We start from the raw sequence: 22568 nt of genomic DNA, 5'->3' as shown, positions 1-22568 counted from the left end.
GTGAACAGAGGGTGTTTATTTCTATATCTGCCGTGTTTACCATAGATGGGTCTACATATATCTAGTGTGTTGTGAAAAGCTCCTTTTTGAAGGTGCAATCTTATAATTACATGAAACGTGATGCCTGTTGGGAGCGTAAAAAATGTTGTATCGTGTACCTAACAAAGTTTGTTATGCTGTAATAGGTGAGACCGAAAGGGGGGAGAGAAATGCACAGAGAACATCATCACTCCAGCCGCAAAATGATCTTCTTAACGTTATCGATGATGATATCCGTTATACTACTGCCCTTATTTTGTTCCGGATCAGCGGCGGCCGCAGCCAAAGGCGGAGCCGTGTACGTTATACCCGTGGATCAGGAAATTGAACAAGGTCTGGGCAGTTTTATGGAACGTGGATTTGCAGAAGCAGCAGAGTCCCAAGCGGGTCTGATCTTGCTGGATATTAACACGCCCGGCGGACGGGTAGATACAGCGGAGAAGCTGGGTAGACTGATTAAAAACAGTCCCATCCCGACCGTAGCCTATATCAGGGGCGAGGCGGCTTCGGCGGGCAGCTATATTGCACTGAGCGCTAATAAGATCGTGATGAAGCCGGGAAGTATTGTCGGAGCAGCAGCGTTGGTCGACGGTAAAGGGAAGGCTATTACGGATGCAAAAACGATAGCCTGGTGGAAGAGCAGCATGGCTGCCGCAGAATCTGGCGGACGTAACCCGGATATTGCGAAGGGGATGGTAGACCCCCAAATGAACGTAGCTATTCCAGAGCTGAATTTTAAAAAGGAACAAGGCCAGATCATTTCTTTAACCAGCGAGGAAGCGCTTAAGCTGGGTTATGCAGATCACATCGCTTCTTCAGAGCAAGAGGCGATCCAATGGATGGGCTACAGCACGGATGATGTACTTCATGTAGAACAAACAGCGGCTGAAAAGGCTGCTGAAATACTAACTCATCCGATTGTGCAGACATTGCTTTTATTTATCGGTATCGCAGGTGTCGTTATAGAAGTGCTCGTACCTGGTTTTGGCGTACCGGGAATTTTGGGCATGCTCGGGTTCGGTCTGTATTTTTTGGGGAATTATATCGCTGGTTTTGCAGGCTCAGAGACCTGGCTGTTGTTTATCATCGGTCTGGCCTTGCTTATCCTGGAAATGTTTATCCCAAGCTTTGGCATTCTGGGGATGTTGGGTTCTGTTAGCTTGGTCACCGGTGTGGTTCGCGCTGCGTATGACATGCAGCATGCATTTATATCTTTGGGAATTGCTTTTGTAGCTGCAGTTGCTGTAGTGACCATTATCGCGATTGTATTCAAGGATCGGGGGATATGGAACCGTTTTATACTTAGAGATAGCTTAACGGCAGACCAGGGCTTTTCCTCGGTTGTGAATCGGGAAGGATTATTAGGACAGAGGGGCGTGAGTCTGACACCACTTCGTCCGGCCGGCACGGTTCTTATTGCGGATGAGCGTGTCGATGTTGTAACGAATGGCGAGTTTATTGCCACAGAGACACCGATAATTGTATCCAAAGTAGAAGGCGGGCGAATTGTAGTCAAGGCGGACACGAGCGTCTAAACACGCCAATAAACGAAGGATTAGAATGATGGAGGATGATGCGAGTGTTCGAATCGGGTATTGTCAGTGTTTTGCTGATTGCCGTGGTAGTGGTTATTGTATTAAGTGTGTTTTTCAGTTTTTTCCCAGTGATGCTGTGGATTTCGGCATTGGCTTCAGGGGTGCGGATTGGTATCATCACACTGGTAGCGATGCGTTTGCGCCGCGTTATACCAAGTCGAATTGTGAATCCGCTTATTAAGGCGACCAAAGCCGGTCTGGGCTTGAATATTAATCAGTTGGAAAGCCATTTTCTCGCGGGTGGTAATGTAGACCGTGTAATCAACGCATTGATCGCTGCGCAGCGGGCGAATATTCCGCTTGAATTTGAACGTGCTGCTGCCATTGACCTGGCGGGACGGGATGTTCTGCAAGCAGTCCAAATGAGCGTGAATCCGCGTGTTATTGAGACACCTACTGTGGCGGCAGTCGCCAAGGATGGTATCGAAGTAAAAGTTAAGGCCCGTGTCACGGTACGCGCCAATATTGATCGACTTGTCGGGGGTGCAGGAGAAGAAACGATTATTGCGCGGGTCGGTGAGGGGATTGTTACAACCGTCGGTTCCAGTGATTCGCATAAGGACGTACTGGAGAACCCGGATTCGATCTCGAGAACCGTATTGTCCAAAGGCTTGGATGCCGGTACAGCGTTTGAGATTTTGTCCATTGATATTGCGGATGTCGATGTAGGCAAAAACATCGGTGCCTTCCTGCAAACCGAGCAGGCGGAAGCTGATAAACGTATTGCCCAGGCCAAAGCCGAAGAGCGGCGTGCGATGGCTGTGGCGCAGGAGCAGGAAATGAAAGCGCGTGTGGTAGAAATGAGAGCGCGTGTCGTAGAATCTGAATCCGAAGTGCCGCTGGCTATGGCTGAAGCGCTTCGCGGTGGACAGCTTGGTGTCATGGACTATATGAATTTGAAAAACATCGAAGCAGATACGCAAATGCGCGGCTCCATAGGCAAACCAAATGAGAACTCGGGGAATGACAGCAAAAACCGGGATTAAATAGCGGGATATAGCCGATGAATTGCGGCAGCAAGGCGGTGAGCAATGAATTTTATCAGCTGGATATTTGAGCATTTGTATATCCTGGCCGTGATAGGCTTTGCACTCATATCCTTTCTGGGAAAAAGCAAGCAAGGCACAGAGCGGAAATCTCCTGCGGGCAAGGGAATGCCTACCTTTGGCGGTGGTCAGAGTTCCGGCAGGCCCTCGACATTAACCAGACCTATCCCAGCGGAGCATAGACAGGAGCAAAGTCAGACGAGCAGACAGGATACTGGCGGAGAATTGCAGCGTCAATTGCCTAATGAGCAACGGGGAGTTATAAAAACTCGTCGTATCGAAGAAGAAATGAACGATCGGACAGAAATGCAAGCACAATTGGACCGGGAATCCCCGGATAGCGGCTTGACTCTCGAAGAACGGATTCGTGTCATGGAAGAAGAGCGAAGAATGGTTCTATCCCGCCTTGATGGCATATCCAAAACGAGAGAGAGGGAGTCAGGGGAGATTGCAGATGGGCTGGAGCCAGTCGCGCAAGAGCGTAGAACGCTTAACGCAGATGAGCTTCGCAGAGGTGTGATTTGGGCCGAAATATTGGGCCCTCCGCGTTCCAAACGTTATATGAGTAAAGGAAGACGTTAAGCGATAGTGAGATCCATTACGGCGTTGGCTGTGATGGGTCTTTTTTTTAACCATAAATGCTTTGTTTACACTCTGTTTATCTGGAAAATTACACCAATTTAGATGAAATATGCGTTAAATCGAGGTGATATGACACGGCTGCAAGATACTCAAAAATTAAATATTTAGGGGATGGGACGCATGAGAAATAGCCTGTTCAGAAAAAAGAGGATTGACCAGCTGGTTGCTGCAATACGGGGAGAAAAAGCACTTAAGAGGGAACTGAGTGCGTTTGATTTAACCATGCTTGGAATTGGAGCCAAGGTCTGTCTTCTTATAAGGCAATCCAGGGTTGCTGCGATTTGTCAGTTTTGCCTCATAAATGCGATGACCGGATCATAAAATGTACAGTACAGATATCTGCGGCGCTGGTGGAAAATGACAGTAGCAGGGGATGAAAATAAGCAGCGTAGCTGCCATACCAACAGCCATTAGCCGCTGGATAACAGTTGTTGGTATGACCGGAAAGGAGACTTCGCCGTATGAGCCGGATGAGCCGCAAACTGCGAAAATGGGCCAGTGAAACGCTGGAGCTTCCGCAGGACATTCTATTTGACCTGCCGCGGTTAACCCTCATCGGCAGTCGCCAGCTTTATGTGGAGAATCACCGGGGGGTTATGGATTTTACACCGGATCAGCTTGTGCTTGCGCTTACGCAAGGCAGGCTGCGGGTGTCTGGGCATAACCTGGTCATTACATCCATTTTGCCAGACCAGGTGAGTGTGGAAGGACAGATTACGCATATTCAATTGGAAGGAACGGAGGAAGGCTCATGAAACATCCCGCTTTATCAAAGCTGCGTGGCACGGTGACGCTTGCCGTCAGAGGCGAAAGTGTGGAGGCTTTCATCAATTTGCTCACCGAGCATCAAATACCCGTTTGGGACGTGCGGCCGATGGGTACGAGACATGCAGAAATGAACCTTCTGTTGCCGCACGTCTTTCTGCTGCGCCCGCTTTTGCGAAAGACAGGCTGTAAAATGCATATTCTGAAGCGGCAAGGTTTTCCCTTCACCGCAGCCCGGCTTGCCAAACGCAAATTTTTTCTGGCTGGACTGGCTCTGTTTTGGATAGCTCTCCTTCTGATGTCATCACTTGTATGGGATATTGAAGTGAAGGGAAATGACAAGCTCCCGGCGGAAGCGGTACTCAAAGCTGCCCGGCAGGAGGGGCTTTATCCATTTCAATGGAGCTTTCGTCTTTCCAGTCAGGACAAGCTTTCGCGTGCGCTCATGCAGAGGCTGCCTCAGGCATCCTGGATCGGTGTGGAGAAGCAGGGAACATCCGTGACAATTCAGGTTGTCGAAGCCTCGCAGCCTACTCCTGCACCACTTTACAGCCCGCGTCATCTTATCAGCAACGCCGACGCGGTAATTACTGAAATTTACGCCGAGCAGGGCCGCCCTGTCGTGCATAAGAATACACGTGTTAAAAAAGGAGCCATTCTCATTTCAGGAACGCTTGGAGATGAGGAGAATCAGCAGCAGGTCGTAGCCAAGGGGGAGATAAAAGGTCTTGTATGGCACGAATATGAAATCAGCAGCCCTATGGTTCGGCGCAGCAGTACATATACCGGAAATATCCATGACCGATTATATCTGGTGTTGGGTAACCGTGCAGTGCAATTGTGGGGATATGGGGAGATCCCCTTTTCGGCGCATAAAACAACCGTTGAGCATGACCCGTTAATGTGGCGCTCCTATAAACTTCCGATTGGGTGGATGACCGAAAGAGTAAGAGAGACAAAGATACAGGAGGAAAAGCTTACAGAAGCAGAGGCAAAAAAGGTGGGCATAGATGGAGCACGTGCCGATATTTTGGCCAAATACGGCAAAGGAACGAAAATAATGAGCCAAAAAATTTTGCATGAGAAGAGAGAGAATGGTAAAGTTTATATGAAAGTGCTTTTTGAAGTGGAGCAGGATATTGCGGAAGAACTTCCGTTAGTTCATAACCAAGGAGAATGAGGCTATTTGGCAGAACAACAACGCAGCATACAAATTGCATTGAACAATGCGGGAGAAGGACAGGCGCTTTTCGGCCCGCAGGATTCCTTTTTAAAATTGATTGAAGCGGCTATTCCCGCGAAAATAGCATCTCGTGAGGCGGAAGTGAATGTTTTTGGCAACGCTCACGAGGTGGAAGTGCTTGAACAATTGTTCGACGTGCTTCTCCAGTTAATTCGTAATGGGTATATCCTGACCGAAAGAGACGTCCATTATGCGATTGATCTGGCAAAAGATTTGCGTGCGGATCAGTTGCTTGATTTATTCAAGGGAGAAATTACGACTACGTTTCGCGGCAAGCCGATCCGGGTCAAAACGATTGGACAAAAACACTATGTAACAACAATTAAAAAACGTGATATTGTATTCGGCATTGGACCGGCGGGCACGGGGAAAACGTATCTGGCTGTAGTGCTGGCCGTGGCTGCCCTGAAGGAAGGCTCGGTCAAGCGGATTATACTGACTCGGCCTGCAGTGGAAGCCGGTGAAAATCTGGGCTTTTTGCCTGGAGATTTACAGGAAAAGGTTGATCCGTATCTGCGGCCGTTGTATGATGCGCTATACGATGTGATGGGTCCAGAGCAGACAGCGAAGGCGCTGGAGCGCGGGTTGATCGAAATCGCCCCTTTGGCCTATATGCGGGGACGCACGCTGGATGACTCTTTTATTATTTTGGATGAAGCGCAAAATACGACACCGGAGCAAATGAAAATGTTTTTGACACGGCTTGGATTCGGCTCAAAAATGGTCATCACCGGCGATGTTACACAAATTGATTTGCCACGCGGCAAAAAATCCGGTTTGATTGAAGCGCGTACGGTTTTGGAAGGAATTGAGGAAATCGGCTTTGTCCAGTTTGCGGAAGAGGATGTTGTCCGTCATTCCCTGGTTCAGAAAATCATTGTTGCTTATGACCGGGCTACTGAAAATCTGGGCTAGAAGTCCAGATTGCAAAGGTGGTAAGGTAACGTTCACCAAAATAAGATAAGCAGCGTAGCTGTCTTGAAAAAGATGATGGAGAGGGATTGTTTTAGATGACCTCGAAGGAATTGTCTAACCCCAAAACATTACAACATAGAATGAATGGATGGAAGTATAGCGTGGTAACACGCTATCTTCTGTTTTTATTTTTGGTTGTTCTTTTCTATGCAGGTTTGGCACCCAAATTGCTTCCCGAACGCTATGATATCCAGATAAACCAACCGAGTGAAAAGGAAATTGTCGCTCCTATGCAGCTTCCAAACAGTAAGGCGACTTTGAAGGCGCAAGAAGAAGCTGCTGAGCGAGTGCAACCTATATATACCATTGTACCGATTCGTAACGATAACCTGATTGCTGGTATTTTGGACCGGATTGAACGACTCAATCAGGATGATCAGGTATCCAGAGCGGACAAGATTTCGATTTACAAGGATGAAATTCCCCAGCGTGCAAGGGATTTTGTGCAAAATTTTGTGAATAACAGCCGTAATGCAGATGCGTATCCGGATAAGCTGCTGGATGAAGTGCTGCAAAAAACGAAGGAGCAAACGTACCGTATTCCAGAGGAAACGTTCATTAAAATTCCGCGGCTCACATCTGAGGATATTGCCGAGATGCGCCCCGTAGCCCGTGAGATTGTGACAGGTCTTATGAATGACCAGATTACGGATGCCCAGACGGCCCGAGCCAAGGTGGCAGAACGGGTTAGTACAAGCTCGCTTACGAAGCGTATCTCCCGGGAGGTTGTTCAGGAGCTTGCAAGGCTTGTGATTACAGCCAACAAGTTTTATGATGATACAGCTACAAAGGATGCCAAGGTGCAGGCTCGTGAAGATACACCAACGGTTTACATTAAGCAAGGTGAAGTTCTCGTCAAGAAGGGTGAGATTATTACCCAGGAAATCTATACATTGCTGGATGAGAATGAGCTGCTCAAGGATAAAATCAACTATTGGCCACAATTCGGCCTATTGATGCTGTCCACAATGCTGGCTCTGGGCCTGTTCATGTATATTCGCCAATTTCAATCACGTACACGAAACTTTAAGTATAATAATGCACAGCTGCTCATGCTGGTATTGATCTTTGTGATTACAGAAGGGGCGATGCTGTTGGTTTCTATACTGCAAGATGGTGAACGTTCCTATCTTGGCTACCTGGCGCCGATCGCGCTTGGAGCGATGCTCGCAACGCTGTTGCTTGATATGTCGCTCGCTTTTGTTTGTGCTGTTGTTTTCAGTATATTGGCAAGTGTCATATTGAATGTCCGCCAGGGACAAATTTTTGACTTTAATTTTGGATTTTTTGCCCTTGTGGTCTGTCTGGCAGCCATTTTCTCAACCCACCGGGCCAGTCAGCGTTCAACACTGTTTAAAGGAACCATTATGGTGTGCTTGTTTGGTGCCTTGGCTGTTTTTTCGCTGGCGCTGATTGATCAGGTCAACTGGACTCAAACGACAACGCTCTATGGAGTAGCCTTTGCTTTTGCAGGCGGTCTGATTACGGCGATACTTGTGATCGGGTTAATGCCGTTTTTTGAGTCCACCTTCGGCATCTTATCGGCGTTAAAGCTTGTGGAGCTGTCTAACCCCAACCATCCGCTGCTGCGCAAGCTGTTGACAGAGACACCGGGGACATATCACCATAGCGTAATGGTGGGGAATCTGTCGGAGGCCGCTGCGGAAGCGATAGGGGCAAATGGCTTGTTGTGCCGGGTTGGTTCGTATTATCATGACATTGGTAAAACCAAGCGCCCTTCGTATTTCATTGAAAATCAGAACGGCATGGAGAATCCGCATGATACAATAGAGCCGAAGCTGAGCAAGTCCATTATTATTGCCCATGCCCGTGACGGTGTGGAAATGCAATTGGATTACAAGATTCCCAAGCCGATTCGTGATATTGCCGAACAGCATCATGGAACGACATTCCTGCACTATTTTTATCATAAGGCATTGCGTGAGGCGGAAGAGCGCGGTGTCGAGCCTGACTTCACTGAGGATGATTTTCGTTATCCCGGACCCAAGGCACAGTCCAAAGAGGCTGCTGTCGTAGGGATCGCTGATAGCGTGGAAGCAGCAGTTCGTTCCTTGCGCAAGCCAACGGTGCAACAGGTAGAGTCAATGATTGAAAAGATCATTAAAAGCCGACTTGATGATCACCAGTTTAATGACTGTGAGCTGACTATGCGGGAGCTTGATATTATAGCCCAGACGCTCAAAGAAACCGTAATGGGGATTTTTCATTCCCGCATTGAGTATCCCGAAGAAAGACCCAAGCCTGAGAATGAGAAAGCTTAACAAATCGTTGTAAAGCACGGCTGGAGCACTAAGAATTAAAGGAGCGGTTGGCATGGGCCTTCAATTAGCCTGGAATAATGAACAAAACGATATGATAATTAATGAATCCTTGATCGCACTGTTGAACACCTTATTAGAAGAGGCGGGCAAGGTGGAAGGGATAACGGACGGTGAGGTAGCTCTTACCTTCGTTAATGATGAACAAATTCATGAGCTGAACAGGGATTATCGGGGAATCGATCGTCCCACCGATGTGTTGTCGTTTGCGATGAAGGAGACACTGGATGAAGAGCTCGAAATCATCTACGATCCGCTGGAAGACAATCCATTGGAGGATGTACCCGATGTGCTGGGTGATATTATTATCTCTGTACAGACAGCGCAGGCTCAAAGCGAAGAATATGGACATTCAATTGAACGTGAAATCGGCTTTTTGTTTGTTCACGGTTTTTTGCATCTGTTAGGCTACGATCATCAGGATGAGGTGAGTGAAGCTGAAATGATGGGTAAACAGGAAGCCGTACTGGCTCAAGTGGGGTTGACGCGGTAATGAGACGCCAGCCTTGGAGAATGACCTTTCGCTATGCGGCAGAAGGAGTGATCTACGCTCTGCGTACGCAAATAAATATGCGAATACATGTGGCCGCGGCGCTTCTAGTCATCATAGCAGGCCTAATCCTGCGCATTTCCCGGCTCGACTGGTTATTTGTCTGCGTTGCAATGGCCTTAGTCACTGTGGCCGAGCTGATCAATACCGCTGTCGAAGCAGCAGTGGATCTCATCTCACCTGATATTCATCCGCTGGCCAAAGCGGCTAAAGACACCGCCGCCGGAGCCGTGCTTCTGGCAGCGGTGTTTGCTGTAATTATTGGTATATTTGTATTTTACAGGCCTTTATTGACGCTCATTCGTCAGCTTATGTAAACGAAAATAACAAAACGAAAATGAAAAAAGGCGCTAATAACGCTGGAGGAAACGAAATGGTTAAGAAACACTTTAAGTCAGGCTTTGTCGCTATTGTCGGCAGACCCAATGTAGGAAAATCAACCCTCATGAACCATGTGATTGGTCAAAAGATTGCGATTATGTCGGACAAGCCGCAAACGACACGTAACAAAATTCATGGGGTATACACGACAGAGGATACACAAATTGTATTTTTGGATACACCGGGGATTCACAAACGCCAGTCTAAATTGGGCGATTACATGAATCAAACCGCCTTTAATACATTAGGTGAAGTAGAAACGGTGCTTTTTCTTATTGATGCCGCTGAAGGGTTAGGCGGAGGCGACCGTTTTATAGCGGAACAGCTAAAACAAGTGAAAACGCCGGTGATTCTGGTTTTGAATAAAATTGACCGCATTGAGCCGGAAGCGTTATTGCCGTTGATTGAGCAGTACCGTAAGCTGTATGATTTTGCAGAAATTGTGCCGATCTCTGCTAAAATGGGTAACAACGTAGACCGCTTGCTGGAGCAGGTGCAAAAATACTTGCCAGAAGGTCCGCAGTATTACCCGGATGACCAAATTACCGACCACCCCGAACAGTTCGTTATTGCCGAGCTGATCCGGGAGAAGATTTTGCATATGACCCGTGAGGAAATACCGCACTCTATTGCAGTCACGATTGAAGACATGAAAGTGCAGGATAACGGTGTAGTGCATATTATGGCTGTTATTTTTGTGGAACGGGATTCCCAAAAGGGGATCATTATCGGGAAACAAGGGGCTATGCTCAAAGAGGTAGGGAAACAGGCACGCCAGGATATCCAAAATTTGCTGGGGTCCAAAATATTCCTCGAGCTGTGGGTTAAGGTTAAAAAAGACTGGCGCAACCAGGAACGTGTGCTGCGTGACCTCGGCTTTCACCACAATGCTTAAAAAGCACGCCCAGTTATAAGAGCTCTAGTTTTAAGCGCTTGAAGAGGCTTTTCAATTGTTTTTTATTAATTAAATATAAATATGCCATGGTTGCTTTAAAAAGCCGTCCTGATCTCTACCATAGGCATAAGTAGCACGCCTTTTTGGTCATTCCAAGCGCCGCGCATGTGCGGCGCTTAACTCTTGCTCTTTTAATTCATTTTTCCAGCGATGAAATAAGGTGCGTTTTTTGAAAAAGGTTATGTAACTGCGTGCACGTTGAAGCGGGGCGGAGGGATTTGAATCTGAAGAAGCGTCAGCGTTCGCCTTTACCCCCGAATTTAACCCTTTGTATGTTTGTACATTCAAATAAATTCGGGGGTAACAGCGATCGTAAGATCAAATCATTCGCGGAGCGTCTCAACACAGCATACAGCATCCTTTTAGGACAGCCATTTATTTCATCGCATACTTCTCCCCTCTTCGCATCATCCTATCTTTTGAGATGCACAGACGTCATTTCCGAAGAAAGGATGAATACGATTGCGAGATTTTTCGTGGAAGTATTTTACGATGACTGGAGATGTCGGTGCGTATCTGTTATACAGGGAGAGCGCCGGGATAAGGGAGCAGGACACGGATGAGGGAGCGTCGGACGAGCATGAAGAAGCCTGTGAATAGCGCAAGCCACTGGCTTCTTCGCGAATGTTTGGGGGAAGAGGCATGCTTTACAGGGTGGAAGGAATCGTCATCCGCAGCATGGATTACGGTGAGGGGAACAAAATTATTACGCTTTGCACCGAAAACGGAGGTAAAGTTGGCGTACTGGTCAGAGGAGCCAAAAAGTCCAAAAGCCGTCATGCTGCTTTAACGCAGCCATTTACGTATGGTGAATTCGTTTACTTTCGAAATACAGGCTTAGGCACGTTGAATGCCGGTGAAATCATTCAATCTCACCATATCTTGCGTGAGGATATTACCAAGGCTGCTTATGCCTCGTATGCCTGTGAGCTGCTTGACCGGGTGCTGCAGGATGAAGAAACTGGCGCATTCTGGTTTAAGCAGCTTAAAGCATGCCTGGAGGCGCTGGAGAATGACAAAGATCCAGTGATTGTTATGAGTATTTATGAATTTAAAATACTACAGGCAGCAGGATATGCTCCGCAGCTGGATGCCTGCATTTCAAGCGGCCAATCATGTGCTGATGAGGATATGCTTATCAGTCCCAGGCTGGGCGGGGTTTTGAGTCGAAGCTGCAAGCATTTTGATCCGACTGCTTTGAGCGTCGCTCCACGTACGCTGAAGTTGCTGCGCTTGTTCGCCAGAATGGATTTAAACCGGCTTGGCAGCATTGACGTGAAGGAATCGACCAAGCTGGAGATCAAGCATGTCATGCGTCAGTTCATGGATATGCAGCTGGAAGTCAAACTAAAGTCCCGGAACTTTCTGGATCAGCTCGACAAGTATGATATGTAAAATCCTCCGATCTCTTGACTGTGCTGCTGAAAACGTGTAATATCCTACTATATCTCCTTTGGGAGCAGATGCATTGAACGAGAAAGTAGCGAGAATTATTCTCTGAGTTAGCGAGTTGGGGACGGTGTAAGCCCAGCGGGAATTTTTCGTGAACAGGCACTCGGGAGCGTCTGAATGGACACGGAAAAGAGGATTACGATCTGACTGGTGATGTAAGATCGCAATCAAGTAGGGTGGAACCGCGGGAGTCAGCTCTCGTCCCTACGTCTGTACAGGCGTAGAGGCGGGGGCTTTTTGCTGTCTCTGGCAAGGCATGTTGAAAATAGGCAGCCCTGTACATACGAGCATTTAAGTAGATATCACAGTCATTTAAGGTTATTAAAAAAGGAGCGTGTACCATGAACTTTCAGCAGATGATTTTAACGCTGCAACAATTTTGGGCCGAGCAAAATTGTATTATTGTACAGCCGTATGACACGGAAAAAGGCGCAGGCACAATGAATCCGATGACGTATTTGCGTTCGATCGGGCCTGAGCCGTGGAACGTAGCCTATGTTGAACCTTCTCGCCGCCCATCAGACGGTCGTTACGGGGAGAATCCGAATCGTCTGTATCAGCACCATCAATTTCAAGTGGTCTTGAAGCCTTCGCCCGACAATATTCAGGAATTGTATCTGGAGAGTTTGAATCGTCTAGGAATCAACCCCTTGGAGCATGATATCCGTTTTGTTGAAGATAACTGGGAAGCACCTACGCTGGGAGCCTGGGGACTAGGCTGGGAAGTATGGCTCGACGGGATGGAAATTACCCAATTTACGTATTTCCAGCAAGTAGGCGGCATTGATGCCAGTCCGGTCGCTGTTGAAATTACGTATGGTATGGAGCGTCTTGCTTCCTACATCCAGGACAAGGAAAATGTGTTTGATCTGGAGTGGGTTAATGGAATCACATACGGTGATGTCTTCCATCAGCCTGAATTCGAGCATTCCAAATATACATTTGAAGTATCTGATGTAAAAATGCTCTTCACTCTATTTAACATGTATGAAGAAGAAGCAAATAAGGCGATGGCGCAGCATCTTGTATTTCCAGCCTATGATTATGTGCTGAAATGCTCTCATACGTTCAACTTGTTGGACGCACGCGGGGCAATCAGTGTGACGGAACGAACCGGATTTATTATTCGGGTGCGGAATTTGGCGCGTCAGGTGGCTGCAACCTATCTCGAGGAACGCGAGAAGCTGGGCTTCCCGCTGTTGAAGAAAGGAGGTGCGGCACATGTCTAAAGATCTATTGTTTGAGATCGGTCTGGAAGAAGTGCCGGCACGTTTTATCCCGAATGCGATTCAGCAGTTGAAGGAGCGTATGGCGACATGGCTTGACAGCTCGCGCATTGCTTATGGTACTATCGAGGCTTATGCTACACCTCGCCGCTTGGCAGTGTTGGTTAAAGAAGTGGCAGAGAAGCAAGAGGACATCAACGAAGAAGTTAAAGGTCCTTCCCGCAAAATCGCGCTTGATGAAGCCGGCAACTGGAGCAAGGCTGCTCTTGGTTTTGCCCGTAGTCAGGGAGTTGATCCTGAGCAGTTTACATTCAAGGAGCTTGGCGGCGTCGAATATATTTATGCGACAAAAAGCAGCGTAGGTGTGCCGACAGCCGAAGTGCTTTCCGAAGGCTTGCTGCACATTTTACATGCGATGACATTCCCTAAATTCATGCGTTGGGCAAGCTATGACTTTAAGTTTGTTCGTCCGATCCGTTGGTTGATTGCTTTGTTTGGCAGTGATGTTATCAACTTGGAAATTGCCGGAGTACAGTCCGGAAATGTGACCAGAGGCCATCGCTTCCTTGGGCAGGACGCCGTGGTAGAGCATCCCGCTGACTATGTTGAGGTGCTTCGCAAGCAGCATGTCATCGTAGATATTGAGGAGCGTCAAGCACTTATTGTGAAACAGATTGAAGCGCTGGCAGCCGAAAAAGGCTGGACGATTGCGATAAAGGATGATTTGCTGGAAGAAGTATTGTTTTTGGTTGAAACGCCAACGGTGCTGTTTGGAGGTTTTGATCCTTCGTTCCTGAATATTCCGAAGGATGTACTGATTACTTCCATGCGTGAGCATCAACGCTACTTCCCGGTGTTAGACAGCGCTGGCGAACTGTTGCCTTTCTTTGTTACAGTGCGTAACGGGGGAAGCCAATCGCTGGACGTTATTGCGAAAGGGAACGAAAAAGTACTGCGTGCACGGCTGTCTGACGCCAAATTCTTTTATGAAGAAGATCAGAAGCTTGAAATCAAGGATGCCCTCTCCAAGCTGGAAAGCATCGTCTTTCACGAGGAACTGGGGACAGTTGGAGATAAGGTGCGGCGGATCCGCCGTATAGCCGATATGCTGGCTGCGAAGCTTCGCGTTTCCCCGGACACACAGGAATCGGTTAGCCGGGCTGCAGATATTTGTAAATTTGACCTTGTAACACAAATGGTGTATGAGTTCCCGGAACTGCAAGGTGTGATGGGTGAAGATTACGCCCGGAAGGCTGGAGAGAAGGAAGAAGTGGCAAAAGCAGTCTTTGAGCATTATCAGCCACGTTTTGCCGGAGAAACCGTTCCTTCTACGAATGCTGGGGCGATTGTAAGCATTGCTGATAAAATAGATACAATTACAGGCTGCTTTTCCATCGGTATTATTCCGACCGGCTCGCAGGATCCTTATGCGCTGCGGCGTCAGGCTGCAGGGATTGTGCAGATCTTGCTGGACTGCAAGCTCTCAGCCACGTTGTCTGATGTGTTCAATATCGCGATCGATGTGCACCTGAACCTTGGAAATATGAAACGCTCCGCCGATGAAATACGTAAAGAATTACATGACTTTTTTGGTTTGCGCGTGAAAAAACTGTTGTCTGAGACTCTTCGTTATGACGTCGTGGACGCTGTGCTCGCAGCAGGCTTTGATGATGTGGCTTCTGTTGTCAATCGCGGGGCTGCGTTAATGGCTGCGGTACAAACAGGTGATCAGTTCAAGTCAACCATAGAGTCATTTAACCGTGTGAGTAATCTGGCTTCCAAGGCAGTTCATAAGTCAGTGAATTCGGACGAATTTACCGAACAGGGCGAAAAGGCGCTTTATGAAGCATGGCATGGTATTCATGAATCATACAGTGCAGCACTGCAGCAAGGCGATGCGACACGAGCCCTGGAGCTTGCTTCATCCATTACTTCTGCGATAACGGCATTTTTTGATTCCGTGATGGTTATGGCTGAGGATGATGCTGTCCGTAATAATCGCTTGGCTTTGCTGGCTGTCATTGATTCAGAGCTGAAGCGCTTTGCTGATTTTTCCAAGCTTGTCGGTTAAACACAGTAGTCATAGTATGAACAACTTGAAAAAATGGGTATAAATATACGGAACGCTGTAAGAGTGATCTTGCAGCCGTTCCGTATTTTACTCGAATCGATGAAGTTGGGGGATACTTATGGATATATCTGGGGATTTATCAGGTGTCCGGATCGTTGTTGACGGGGATGCTTGTCCCGTTAAAAACGAAATTGCAGAAACGGCTTCCTGTTTCCATATTCAGGTTATTATGGTATCCTCGTATGATCATCTCATCCAGGGCAGTAAAGGCGTGACTGTCGTGAAAGTGGATCGGAGCGACCAAAGTGCTGATCTCTATATTGCCAATCATATCCGAAGAGGAGATATTGTAACGACCAACGATTACGGTCTTGCGGCTCTTGCCTTGGCTAAGGGTTGTGAAGTAATATCTTTTCGTGGAACTATGTATCGAAACGATTCGATTGATTTTATGCTTGACCGCCGTCATACTGCTGCCAAGGAACGGAAAAAAGGACGTCATGGGAAAGGTCCTAAACCCTTTACATTAGAGGATCGCGAACTTTTTCAACATAAACTGACAAAACTTTTACTATCCTTGCAGGAGAATGAATAACGGTATCGAATTATATTTACGTGCTAAAGAGATGAAGGTGGTTAATATGAGTGCCGGACAAGGCAATATACCGGACGATATCATTGAGGCGGTTTTACAGCATCATGATATTGTAGACACGGTAAGCAAGTACGTGCATTTGACCAAGCAGGGGAAGTATATGAAAGGCCTCTGTCCTTTTCATTCCGAAAAAACCCCTTCATTCACCGTGACACCGGATCGTCAGATTTTTTACTGCTACGGCTGCGGCGCGGGAGGCAATGCCATCAAATTTATGATGGAAATCGAAGGACTATCCTTTCCCGAAGCTGTAAAGACGATGGCGGAAGAAAGTCATATCCCTCTCGGCGAATGGCAGGGACGTGAGTCGTCGCATCAGCATCCTGAGTTGGACAGGCTGTTGCAAGCATATGAGCTGACTTCTAAGATGTACCATTTTTTGCTTAAAAATACGGAGCACGGCAAACCAGCTATGGAATATTTACGAGCCCGGGGGTTCAGTGACAAGATCATTGACCAATTCCAAATTGGCTATGCACCGAACAGATGGGATACGATTGTGCAGTTTCTGGAGAAGCGTTCCTTTGATCCTGTAGAGATGGAAAAGGGAGGACTTATTTCTCCACGACATGAGGGTGATGGGTATGTGGACCGATTCAGAGATCGTATTATGTTTCCCATCTGGAACCGTAATGGAAAGGTGATTGCCTTTGCAGGACGTATTCTTGGTGAGGGACAGCCGAAGTACTTGAACTCACCGGAGACGAAGCTGTTCAACAAGAGCCGAACGCTGTACAATCTTCATCATGCCAAAACCTCAATTCGCAAGCTTCGTCAGAGCGTTCTTTTTGAAGGCTACGGTGATGTTATCTCTGCATGGGAAGCGGGCGTCCAGAATGGAGTGGCCGCCATGGGCACAGCCTTGACGGAGCATCATGCTACGATGTTAAAGGGACTGTGCGACGAGGTCATCATTTGTTATGATGGTGACCGGGCAGGACAAGCTGCTGCACTTAAAAATTTTCCGCTGCTGGAAAAGGCGGGACTTCACGTTAAGGTAGCGCTGTTAAGTGACGGTATGGACCCGGATGAATTTATCCGGCAATACGGCGGCGAACGTTTTCAGCGCCAAATTATCGAAAGTGCAGTTTCAACGGTGAAATTTAAGCTTATATATCTGAGAAAAAACCATATACTGCAAGAAGAAGAAGGAAGAATCGCGTATTCCCGCGAAGCATTAAATGTCATCGCACCTCTGTCATCCCCGACTGAGCGGGAAGTATATTTGCGCGAAGTATCAGCCGAAGTCAAGGTGGATTTTGAAACTTTAAAGCAAGAATGCAATATACTCCGCCATTCCCTGCAAAAAAAACAGGACTTTGGGGATAATAACGAAAATGGGTGGAATAATGGTAGGCATAAAAAAGGGCAGGTCTCCACACCTAATCTGCTCCCGGCTTATCATGTGGCGGAACGCAGACTGCTTCACTGGATGATGCAGGATCTGGAAGCTGCAGAGTATGTAGAAAAGCACCTGGGAGACGCCTTTAATATTGAGGATCATGCAGCAATTGCTGCTTATCTATACGCCTATTACGCACAAGGGAAGTTACCGGATACAAGCCGTTTTATTTCATCTTTGCAAGATGATCGGCTGGAGAAGAACGTAAGTTCGATCATGATGATGGATGCTCCAGGCGTATGGGCACCACACATTTTGGATGATTATATCCGTCAGGTGCGAAAATTTCCATTGCAGGAGCAACTGGATTTGAAGAGGGAAGAAATGAGATCTGCTGAGCGCGCAGGCGACTTTTTGCGTGCAGCACAAATTGCAAGTGAGATTATAGCCCTAGAGAGACAATGAACACACAAAGGTCGGATGTTTCTAGGGAGGAGGGAGTCGAAAGATGGCGAATGATCAGCATACTGAACTGGAGACGGAACTGACACTGGATCAGGTCAAAGATCAACTGATTGAATTGGGTAAAAAAAGTTCCTCTCTGAACTACAAAGATATCATGGAAAAACTGTCGCCGTTTGATCAGGACCCCGAGCAAATGGATGAGTTTTATGAGCAGTTGGGTGACTTGGGGATTGAGGTTGTGAATGACAACGACGAAGAAGTTACCAGATTGCGTCAAAATGACGACCCGGAAAACAATGATGGGGATGATTTTAACTTCGATGACGATCTGAGCCTGCCTCCCGGTATTAAAATCAATGATCCGGTCCGGATGTATTTGAAGGAAATCGGTCGGGTACCACTGCTTTCCGCTGATGATGAGGTGGAACTCGCCAAACGGATCAATAACGGTGATGAAGAAGCTAAACGTCGGCTGGCAGAAGCAAACTTGCGTCTGGTTGTAAGTATTGCAAAACGTTATGTGGGTCGTGGAATGCTGTTCTTGGATCTGATTCAAGAAGGGAATATGGGTCTGATTAAGGCTGTAGAAAAATTCGATTATGAAAAAGGATTTAAATTCAGTACGTATGCAACCTGGTGGATTCGTCAGGCCATTACGCGTGCGATAGCCGATCAGGCCAGAACAATCCGTATCCCGGTGCATATGGTGGAAACGATCAACAAGCTGATTCGTGTATCGCGCCAACTGTTGCAAGAGCTGGGGCGTGAACCTACGCCTGAGGAAGTGGCTGCCGAGATGGAGCTTAGCGTGGAAAAAGTACGGGAGATTATGAAAATTGCCCAAGAGCCTGTATCATTGGAGACACCGATTGGTGAAGAGGATGACTCTCATTTGGGGGATTTCATTGAGGATCAGGAAGCGCTGGCGCCTGCCGATGCGGCTGCCTATGAGCTTCTAAAGGAACAACTTGAGGACGTACTGGATACATTGACCGAACGGGAGGAAAACGTTCTGCGTCTTCGTTTTGGTTTGGACGATGGAAGAACCAGAACACTTGAAGAAGTAGGCAAAGTATTCGGTGTTACACGTGAACGCATTCGTCAGATTGAGGCCAAAGCGCTGCGTAAGCTGCGCCATCCAAGCCGCAGCAAGCGACTGAAGGATTTTCTCGAATAGAAGCGTAACATTGCGGACCTTCTGCGGCTTGGAGCACGCAGGGGGTCTTTTTTTATCCCATTGCAGTCTAAGTGGAGCGCAAAAGCTCGGACCAAGAGAAAAAACGGGCAATACTGTTACATGAAATTGAGCATTGGCGGCAGAGTCGATTGCTCCCAGAACAATATTGCGATTTTTTGTCCAACCTGTACCGGAAGGATGGAGCCCCGTTACAGAGCAAAAATCATAACGGCACTGGGCTGCTTACATATCTTAAACACCGGCATGGAGTTGCTTGGCTTCTTGGTTTTGTCATTATTTCCTGCATTTGTTTGATTGGTTTTTATTTTACCGCTTTTCCGCTGGCAATGCAAATATTCACGGCAGGTGCAGGCACTGTGGTGTGCTTTGGATTGGCCGCTGTTTGGCGTTCTTCTAAAAAGAGCATGCGTGCCCTGCTAAGCACACTTGGCAGTGCAATTATGCTTGGTTCGGGTGTGTGAATTATTGAGCTTCATCAAGGTGAACCTAAACTTTGGTTTCTTGTGCTTGTCGGTCTGTGTGGCTTGGTATGGTGTATTGCGGGATTAACCTTGCAGATCAGTTTGCTGCATTACTGCGGACTTGCCGGGTTAATTTTAGTGTATGCGGTGCTTATCAATGGCTATTGGCCTACGGCTACTCTTATGATGCTTGAGGCATTTTGGATTTTGCACGCGGTATTGCTGGTAGGTTCAAGCTGGTGGGTGCATCGCCGTTTTCCGCATCTGGCCTTGGTTTATTTTTCGATCGGAATGACACTGGCTTTTATGGCTGAAGCGGTCATGTCCATTCTGCGCCATCAGGCGGCGGGGGATATAGTTTTTTACGGTAGTACTGAAACTTGCTGTTGTAAATGGAATTTTATTTTGGACTCGAAAAAAATGGATTACGTGGGTGACGTCATGAAACTTTCGCAACGATTACAATATATTATGGAACAAATTCCTGCCGGGAGCAGACTTGCAGATATTGGTTCAGATCACGGGCTACTTCCCGTAGCTGCCGTGCGCAGTGGCAGGGTGCCGCAAGCTGTGGCAGGTGAGGTCAATGATGGGCCGTTGCGTGCAGCTCAAAAGCAGGTGGCTGAAGCCGGTCTTACTGACCGTATTATGGTTCGAAAAGGAGACGGTTTGGCGGTAATCAAGGCCCACGAGGTGGACGTTATTACGATAGCCGGCATGGGCGGTGCCTTGATCACTTCGATATTGGAACAGGGAAAAGACAAGCTTGCTTCGGTGAAGCAGCTTGTTTTGCAGCCCAACGTAGGCGAGGATATTTTACGCAGATGGCTGATGAAGCAGCAATGGGTATTAATCGATGAGCATATTATGGAAGAGGACGGGAAAATATACGAAATTTTAACCGCGGTTCCCGCCTCGGCAAGCGATTTGAAGCAGGACGAGCTGTATCGGCCATTGCGGCTTCCTGGCAGCACGTTGGTATTGAATCGAGATTGGCTGATGCAGCTCGGGCCGCTGCTGGTCAACAAGCCGAATGAAATTTTTTTCAGGAAATGGCAACTGGAAATTCGGAAGCTCCAGGCTGTACTGGCTCAAGTATCGCGGTCGGAGCTGGAAGCTGCACAGCATAAGCAGGAGCAACTGCGTAAACAAATTGAACAACTGGAGGAGGTACTTGCATGTTTGCCAAAGGACAAACTGTAATTAGCTATATGGAGCAGCTGGCTCCCAAATACTTGGCAGTTCCAGACGACAGAATCGGGCTTCAGCTCGGCAGCCTGCAGAAGGAAATCAAAAGCATATTGATTGCTCTGGATGTTAACGATGAGGTTGTCGAAGAGGCGATCCGCGTAAAGGCTGACCTGATTATTGCGCATCATGCTATTATATTCCGTCCGCTTAAAGCTTTGAATACAGATCAGCCTGCGGGCAAATTGTATGAAAAGCTGATCAAGCATGATATTGCCGTTTATATCAGCCATACGAATCTGGATACGGCAGAGGATGGCATGAACGACTGGATGGCGGAAGCATTGGGCATTCAGAGTGAAGGCACACTGGAGGATGTTCACACAGAACAGCTATTCAAGCTGGTCGTTTTCGTTCCGAAAACACATCACCAAAAGGTATTGGATGCTGTGTTGGGTGGCGGAGCCGGACATATCGGCAATTACAGTCATTGCAGCTTTAACGTTGACGGGGTTGGAACCTTCTTGCCGGGTGAAGGTACACAGCCATTTTTGGGTGAGCCGGGTAAAATGGAACGCAGTGAAGAGGTTCGCATTGAGACTGTTGTGCCACAGGGGGCACGCAATAAAGTCGTGCAAGCGATGCTAAAAGCTCATCCGTATGAAGAGGTGGCTTATGATCTTTATCATATGGATTTGCAGGGCCGTGCCTTTGGCTTGGGACGGGTAGGCAAGCTTAAGGAAGCCCGCACCTTGCGCGAGTTTGCAGATGATGTGAAAAGCGGTCTCAATGTTGAGCATGTGCGCGTGGTAGGCGACTTGAATCGTATGATCAAAAAAGCAGCTGTGCTCGGAGGCTCGGGTAGCCGATATGTGAACAAGTCACTATTTAAAGGGGCTGACGTATTAGTCACCGGGGATATCGATTATCACACAGCCCAGGATGCCTTGATGGCCGGTATTGCCATTATTGATCCTGGACATAATGCGGAGAAGATTATGAAGCCTAGAACGGCGGAATGGATGCGCAAACGTTTGGCAGAAGGTCGATACGCTACAGAAGTACATGTATCCCAAGTAGATACCGAGCCATTTCAATTTTTGTAATACCCCAACGGTATGAAAATTTAAAAAATATCCCCTTAATTTACAATAAATTGGGGGTTGTATCGTGTTCGTGTTCCCTGTATACTATGTAATGTTGTTCGGAAAGTTTGACAGACAATCGCTGGCGGCGTAAGCCGCGAGAGGAAAGTCCGGGCTCCATAGGGCAGGATGCTGGATAACGTCCAGTCAGCGCGAGTTGAAGGATAGTGCCACAGAAATGGACCGCCGATGGCCGCTTGCGGCACAGGCAAGGATGGAACCGAGGTGTAAGAGACCCCGAGGAACGCTGGTGACTTCGTTCCTGGTAAACCCCATCTGGAGCAAGACCTAATGGGACACAGCTTCTTTGCGAAGCAGCCTTAGCCCGAGGTGTGTCTAGGTTGGTCGCTGGAGCCGGATAGCAATATTCGGCCTAGATAGATGATTGTCGCTTGTAGTGGGAGGGTAGTTCCCGTCTGTACCACGATAGCACAGAACCCGGCTTATGGAAAACTTTCCCCACTGCAACATTTTAAAAGCATCCATTTAACCTGTAAATAACTGTTTGCATGAATGAACTGTAATTTAAATTATAGTTCAAGTAATAATTTAACTGTATTTTCTAAATATATTTATTGAAGAAAAGGGTGAGATCATGCTCCTGTGTTGGAGACATAATTCATCCTTTTTTGCATGCTGATTTACGCAGCAAGAGTGCATTTTTATAGTGTTAAATTTATTTTGTTTGTTCTTTGCTAAAGAAGAATAAAGCCCCGATAATCATGCGGGGCGTTTGTCGTTTTTCCATCTATTCATTTCCTCTAATGTAAAAACGTGTGGGGATGAAGCACGCAGTCAGCGTAGCGGAGCACTTGAATCTGGAGAAGCGAAAGCG

The 22568-nt window shown here is 47.5% G+C and carries 20 protein-coding genes, 1 other RNA gene and 1 pseudogene; all 22 read left to right on the top strand.

What is annotated here, in order from left to right:
- Positions 1-209 precede the first annotated feature (209 nt).
- The 22 genes and pseudogenes from JO375_RS11555 to rnpB all read left to right on the top strand — a co-directional run bounded on the left by JO375_RS11555 (position 210) and on the right by rnpB (position 22194).
- Positions 210-1574 carry an NfeD family protein gene (locus JO375_RS11555; protein WP_229524606.1) on the top strand — a complete coding sequence of 455 codons (1365 nt, stop codon included), beginning with the start codon at positions 210-212 and terminating at the stop codon, positions 1572-1574.
- Positions 1575-1618: 44 nt separating this feature from the next.
- Positions 1619-2620: a flotillin-like protein FloA gene (floA, locus tag JO375_RS11550; RefSeq protein ID WP_322098724.1), complete on the top strand. Its 1002-nt coding sequence runs from the start codon at positions 1619-1621 to the stop codon at positions 2618-2620.
- 45 nt (positions 2621-2665) lie between these two features.
- Positions 2666-3262, top strand: a complete 597-nt coding sequence (locus JO375_RS11545) for a hypothetical protein (RefSeq protein WP_229524605.1) — start codon at positions 2666-2668, stop codon at positions 3260-3262.
- 180 nt (positions 3263-3442) lie between these two features.
- Positions 3443-3562: pseudogene (locus JO375_RS11540) on the top strand (hypothetical protein); the annotation flags it as partial.
- 221 nt (positions 3563-3783) lie between these two features.
- Positions 3784-4077: a sporulation protein YqfC gene (gene yqfC, locus JO375_RS11535; RefSeq protein ID WP_229524604.1), complete on the top strand. Its 294-nt coding sequence runs from the start codon at positions 3784-3786 to the stop codon at positions 4075-4077.
- Positions 4074-5267, top strand: a complete 1194-nt coding sequence (gene yqfD, locus JO375_RS11530; protein ID WP_229524603.1) for a sporulation protein YqfD — start codon at positions 4074-4076, stop codon at positions 5265-5267. The genes yqfC and yqfD overlap by 4 nt, the downstream gene beginning before the upstream one ends.
- Before the next feature lie 6 nt (positions 5268-5273).
- Positions 5274-6245, top strand: a complete 972-nt coding sequence (locus JO375_RS11525; protein WP_229524602.1) for a PhoH family protein — start codon at positions 5274-5276, stop codon at positions 6243-6245.
- 95 nt (positions 6246-6340) lie between these two features.
- Complete coding sequence (locus tag JO375_RS11520; RefSeq protein WP_229524601.1) at positions 6341-8587, top strand: HD family phosphohydrolase; 2247 nt, start codon at positions 6341-6343, stop codon at positions 8585-8587.
- A 52-nt stretch (positions 8588-8639) separates the two neighbouring features.
- Positions 8640-9137: an rRNA maturation RNase YbeY gene (gene ybeY / locus JO375_RS11515; protein WP_229524600.1), complete on the top strand. Its 498-nt coding sequence runs from the start codon at positions 8640-8642 to the stop codon at positions 9135-9137.
- Positions 9137-9511: a diacylglycerol kinase family protein gene (locus JO375_RS11510; protein ID WP_229524599.1), complete on the top strand. Its 375-nt coding sequence runs from the start codon at positions 9137-9139 to the stop codon at positions 9509-9511. Before ybeY ends, JO375_RS11510 begins: the two co-directional genes overlap by 1 nt.
- A gap of 56 nt (positions 9512-9567) precedes the next feature.
- Positions 9568-10470, top strand: a complete 903-nt coding sequence (era, locus tag JO375_RS11505) for a GTPase Era (RefSeq protein WP_229524598.1) — start codon at positions 9568-9570, stop codon at positions 10468-10470.
- A gap of 522 nt (positions 10471-10992) precedes the next feature.
- Entirely contained in the window at positions 10993-11130 is a 138-nt protein-coding gene (locus JO375_RS11500) for a YqzL family protein (protein WP_229524597.1), read from the top strand.
- A 42-nt stretch (positions 11131-11172) separates the two neighbouring features.
- Positions 11173-11925, top strand: a complete 753-nt coding sequence (gene recO, locus JO375_RS11495) for a DNA repair protein RecO (RefSeq protein WP_229524596.1) — start codon at positions 11173-11175, stop codon at positions 11923-11925.
- A gap of 398 nt (positions 11926-12323) precedes the next feature.
- Complete coding sequence (glyQ, locus tag JO375_RS11490; RefSeq protein ID WP_229524595.1) at positions 12324-13211, top strand: glycine--tRNA ligase subunit alpha; 888 nt, start codon at positions 12324-12326, stop codon at positions 13209-13211.
- Positions 13204-15279: a glycine--tRNA ligase subunit beta gene (glyS, locus tag JO375_RS11485; RefSeq protein ID WP_229524594.1), complete on the top strand. Its 2076-nt coding sequence runs from the start codon at positions 13204-13206 to the stop codon at positions 15277-15279. The genes glyQ and glyS overlap by 8 nt, the downstream gene beginning before the upstream one ends.
- A 118-nt stretch (positions 15280-15397) precedes the next feature.
- Positions 15398-15874, top strand: coding sequence for a YaiI/YqxD family protein (locus tag JO375_RS11480; RefSeq protein ID WP_229524593.1), 477 nt, complete (start codon positions 15398-15400; stop codon positions 15872-15874).
- On the top strand, positions 15867-17741 hold the full coding sequence (gene dnaG / locus JO375_RS11475; protein ID WP_229524592.1) for a DNA primase: 1875 nt from the start codon (positions 15867-15869) through the stop codon (positions 17739-17741). Before JO375_RS11480 ends, dnaG begins: the two co-directional genes overlap by 8 nt.
- Before the next feature lie 43 nt (positions 17742-17784).
- Positions 17785-18918, top strand: a complete 1134-nt coding sequence (gene rpoD / locus JO375_RS11470; RefSeq protein ID WP_007431230.1) for an RNA polymerase sigma factor RpoD — start codon at positions 17785-17787, stop codon at positions 18916-18918.
- Between the two features lie 71 nt (positions 18919-18989).
- Positions 18990-19400, top strand: a complete 411-nt coding sequence (locus JO375_RS11465; protein ID WP_229524591.1) for a hypothetical protein — start codon at positions 18990-18992, stop codon at positions 19398-19400.
- A 441-nt stretch (positions 19401-19841) separates the two neighbouring features.
- On the top strand, positions 19842-20603 hold the full coding sequence (locus JO375_RS11460) for a tRNA (adenine(22)-N(1))-methyltransferase (RefSeq protein WP_229524788.1): 762 nt from the start codon (positions 19842-19844) through the stop codon (positions 20601-20603).
- Positions 20579-21694, top strand: coding sequence for a Nif3-like dinuclear metal center hexameric protein (locus tag JO375_RS11455; RefSeq protein WP_229524590.1), 1116 nt, complete (start codon positions 20579-20581; stop codon positions 21692-21694). The genes JO375_RS11460 and JO375_RS11455 overlap by 25 nt, the downstream gene beginning before the upstream one ends.
- A 102-nt stretch (positions 21695-21796) precedes the next feature.
- Positions 21797-22194: RNase P RNA component class A (rnpB, locus tag JO375_RS11450), an RNA gene on the top strand.
- Positions 22195-22568 lie beyond the last annotated feature (374 nt).

The organism is Paenibacillus farraposensis, assembly GCF_020736845.1.
Classification (GTDB): Bacteria; Bacillota; Bacilli; order Paenibacillales; family Paenibacillaceae; genus Paenibacillus; species Paenibacillus farraposensis.
Note: the sequence above shows the minus strand (reverse complement) of the source record. Positions and strands in the feature narration are given on the sequence as shown.

What these genes read in the sequence shown, in the direction of transcription:
- yqfD (WP_229524603.1), top strand. Translation starts at nt 4,074, where the DNA reads ATGAAACATCCCGCTTTATCAAAGCTGCGTGGCACGGTGACGCTTGCC.
- glyQ (WP_229524595.1), top strand. Translation starts at nt 12,324, where the DNA reads ATGAACTTTCAGCAGATGATTTTAACGCTGCAACAATTTTGGGCCGAG.
- JO375_RS11480 (WP_229524593.1), top strand. Translation starts at nt 15,398, where the DNA reads ATGGATATATCTGGGGATTTATCAGGTGTCCGGATCGTTGTTGACGGG.
- dnaG (WP_229524592.1), top strand. Translation starts at nt 15,867, where the DNA reads ATGAATAACGGTATCGAATTATATTTACGTGCTAAAGAGATGAAGGTG.
- recO (WP_229524596.1), top strand. Translation starts at nt 11,173, where the DNA reads ATGCTTTACAGGGTGGAAGGAATCGTCATCCGCAGCATGGATTACGGT.
- JO375_RS11510 (WP_229524599.1), top strand. Translation starts at nt 9,137, where the DNA reads ATGAGACGCCAGCCTTGGAGAATGACCTTTCGCTATGCGGCAGAAGGA.
- JO375_RS11455 (WP_229524590.1), top strand. Translation starts at nt 20,579, where the DNA reads ATGTTTGCCAAAGGACAAACTGTAATTAGCTATATGGAGCAGCTGGCT.
- JO375_RS11545 (WP_229524605.1), top strand. Translation starts at nt 2,666, where the DNA reads ATGAATTTTATCAGCTGGATATTTGAGCATTTGTATATCCTGGCCGTG.
- rpoD (WP_007431230.1), top strand. Translation starts at nt 17,785, where the DNA reads ATGGCGAATGATCAGCATACTGAACTGGAGACGGAACTGACACTGGAT.
- era (WP_229524598.1), top strand. Translation starts at nt 9,568, where the DNA reads ATGGTTAAGAAACACTTTAAGTCAGGCTTTGTCGCTATTGTCGGCAGA.
- ybeY (WP_229524600.1), top strand. Translation starts at nt 8,640, where the DNA reads ATGGGCCTTCAATTAGCCTGGAATAATGAACAAAACGATATGATAATT.
- JO375_RS11520 (WP_229524601.1), top strand. Translation starts at nt 6,341, where the DNA reads ATGACCTCGAAGGAATTGTCTAACCCCAAAACATTACAACATAGAATG.
- JO375_RS11555 (WP_229524606.1), top strand. Translation starts at nt 210, where the DNA reads ATGCACAGAGAACATCATCACTCCAGCCGCAAAATGATCTTCTTAACG.
- glyS (WP_229524594.1), top strand. Translation starts at nt 13,204, where the DNA reads ATGTCTAAAGATCTATTGTTTGAGATCGGTCTGGAAGAAGTGCCGGCA.
- yqfC (WP_229524604.1), top strand. Translation starts at nt 3,784, where the DNA reads ATGAGCCGGATGAGCCGCAAACTGCGAAAATGGGCCAGTGAAACGCTG.
- JO375_RS11460 (WP_229524788.1), top strand. Translation starts at nt 19,842, where the DNA reads ATGAAACTTTCGCAACGATTACAATATATTATGGAACAAATTCCTGCC.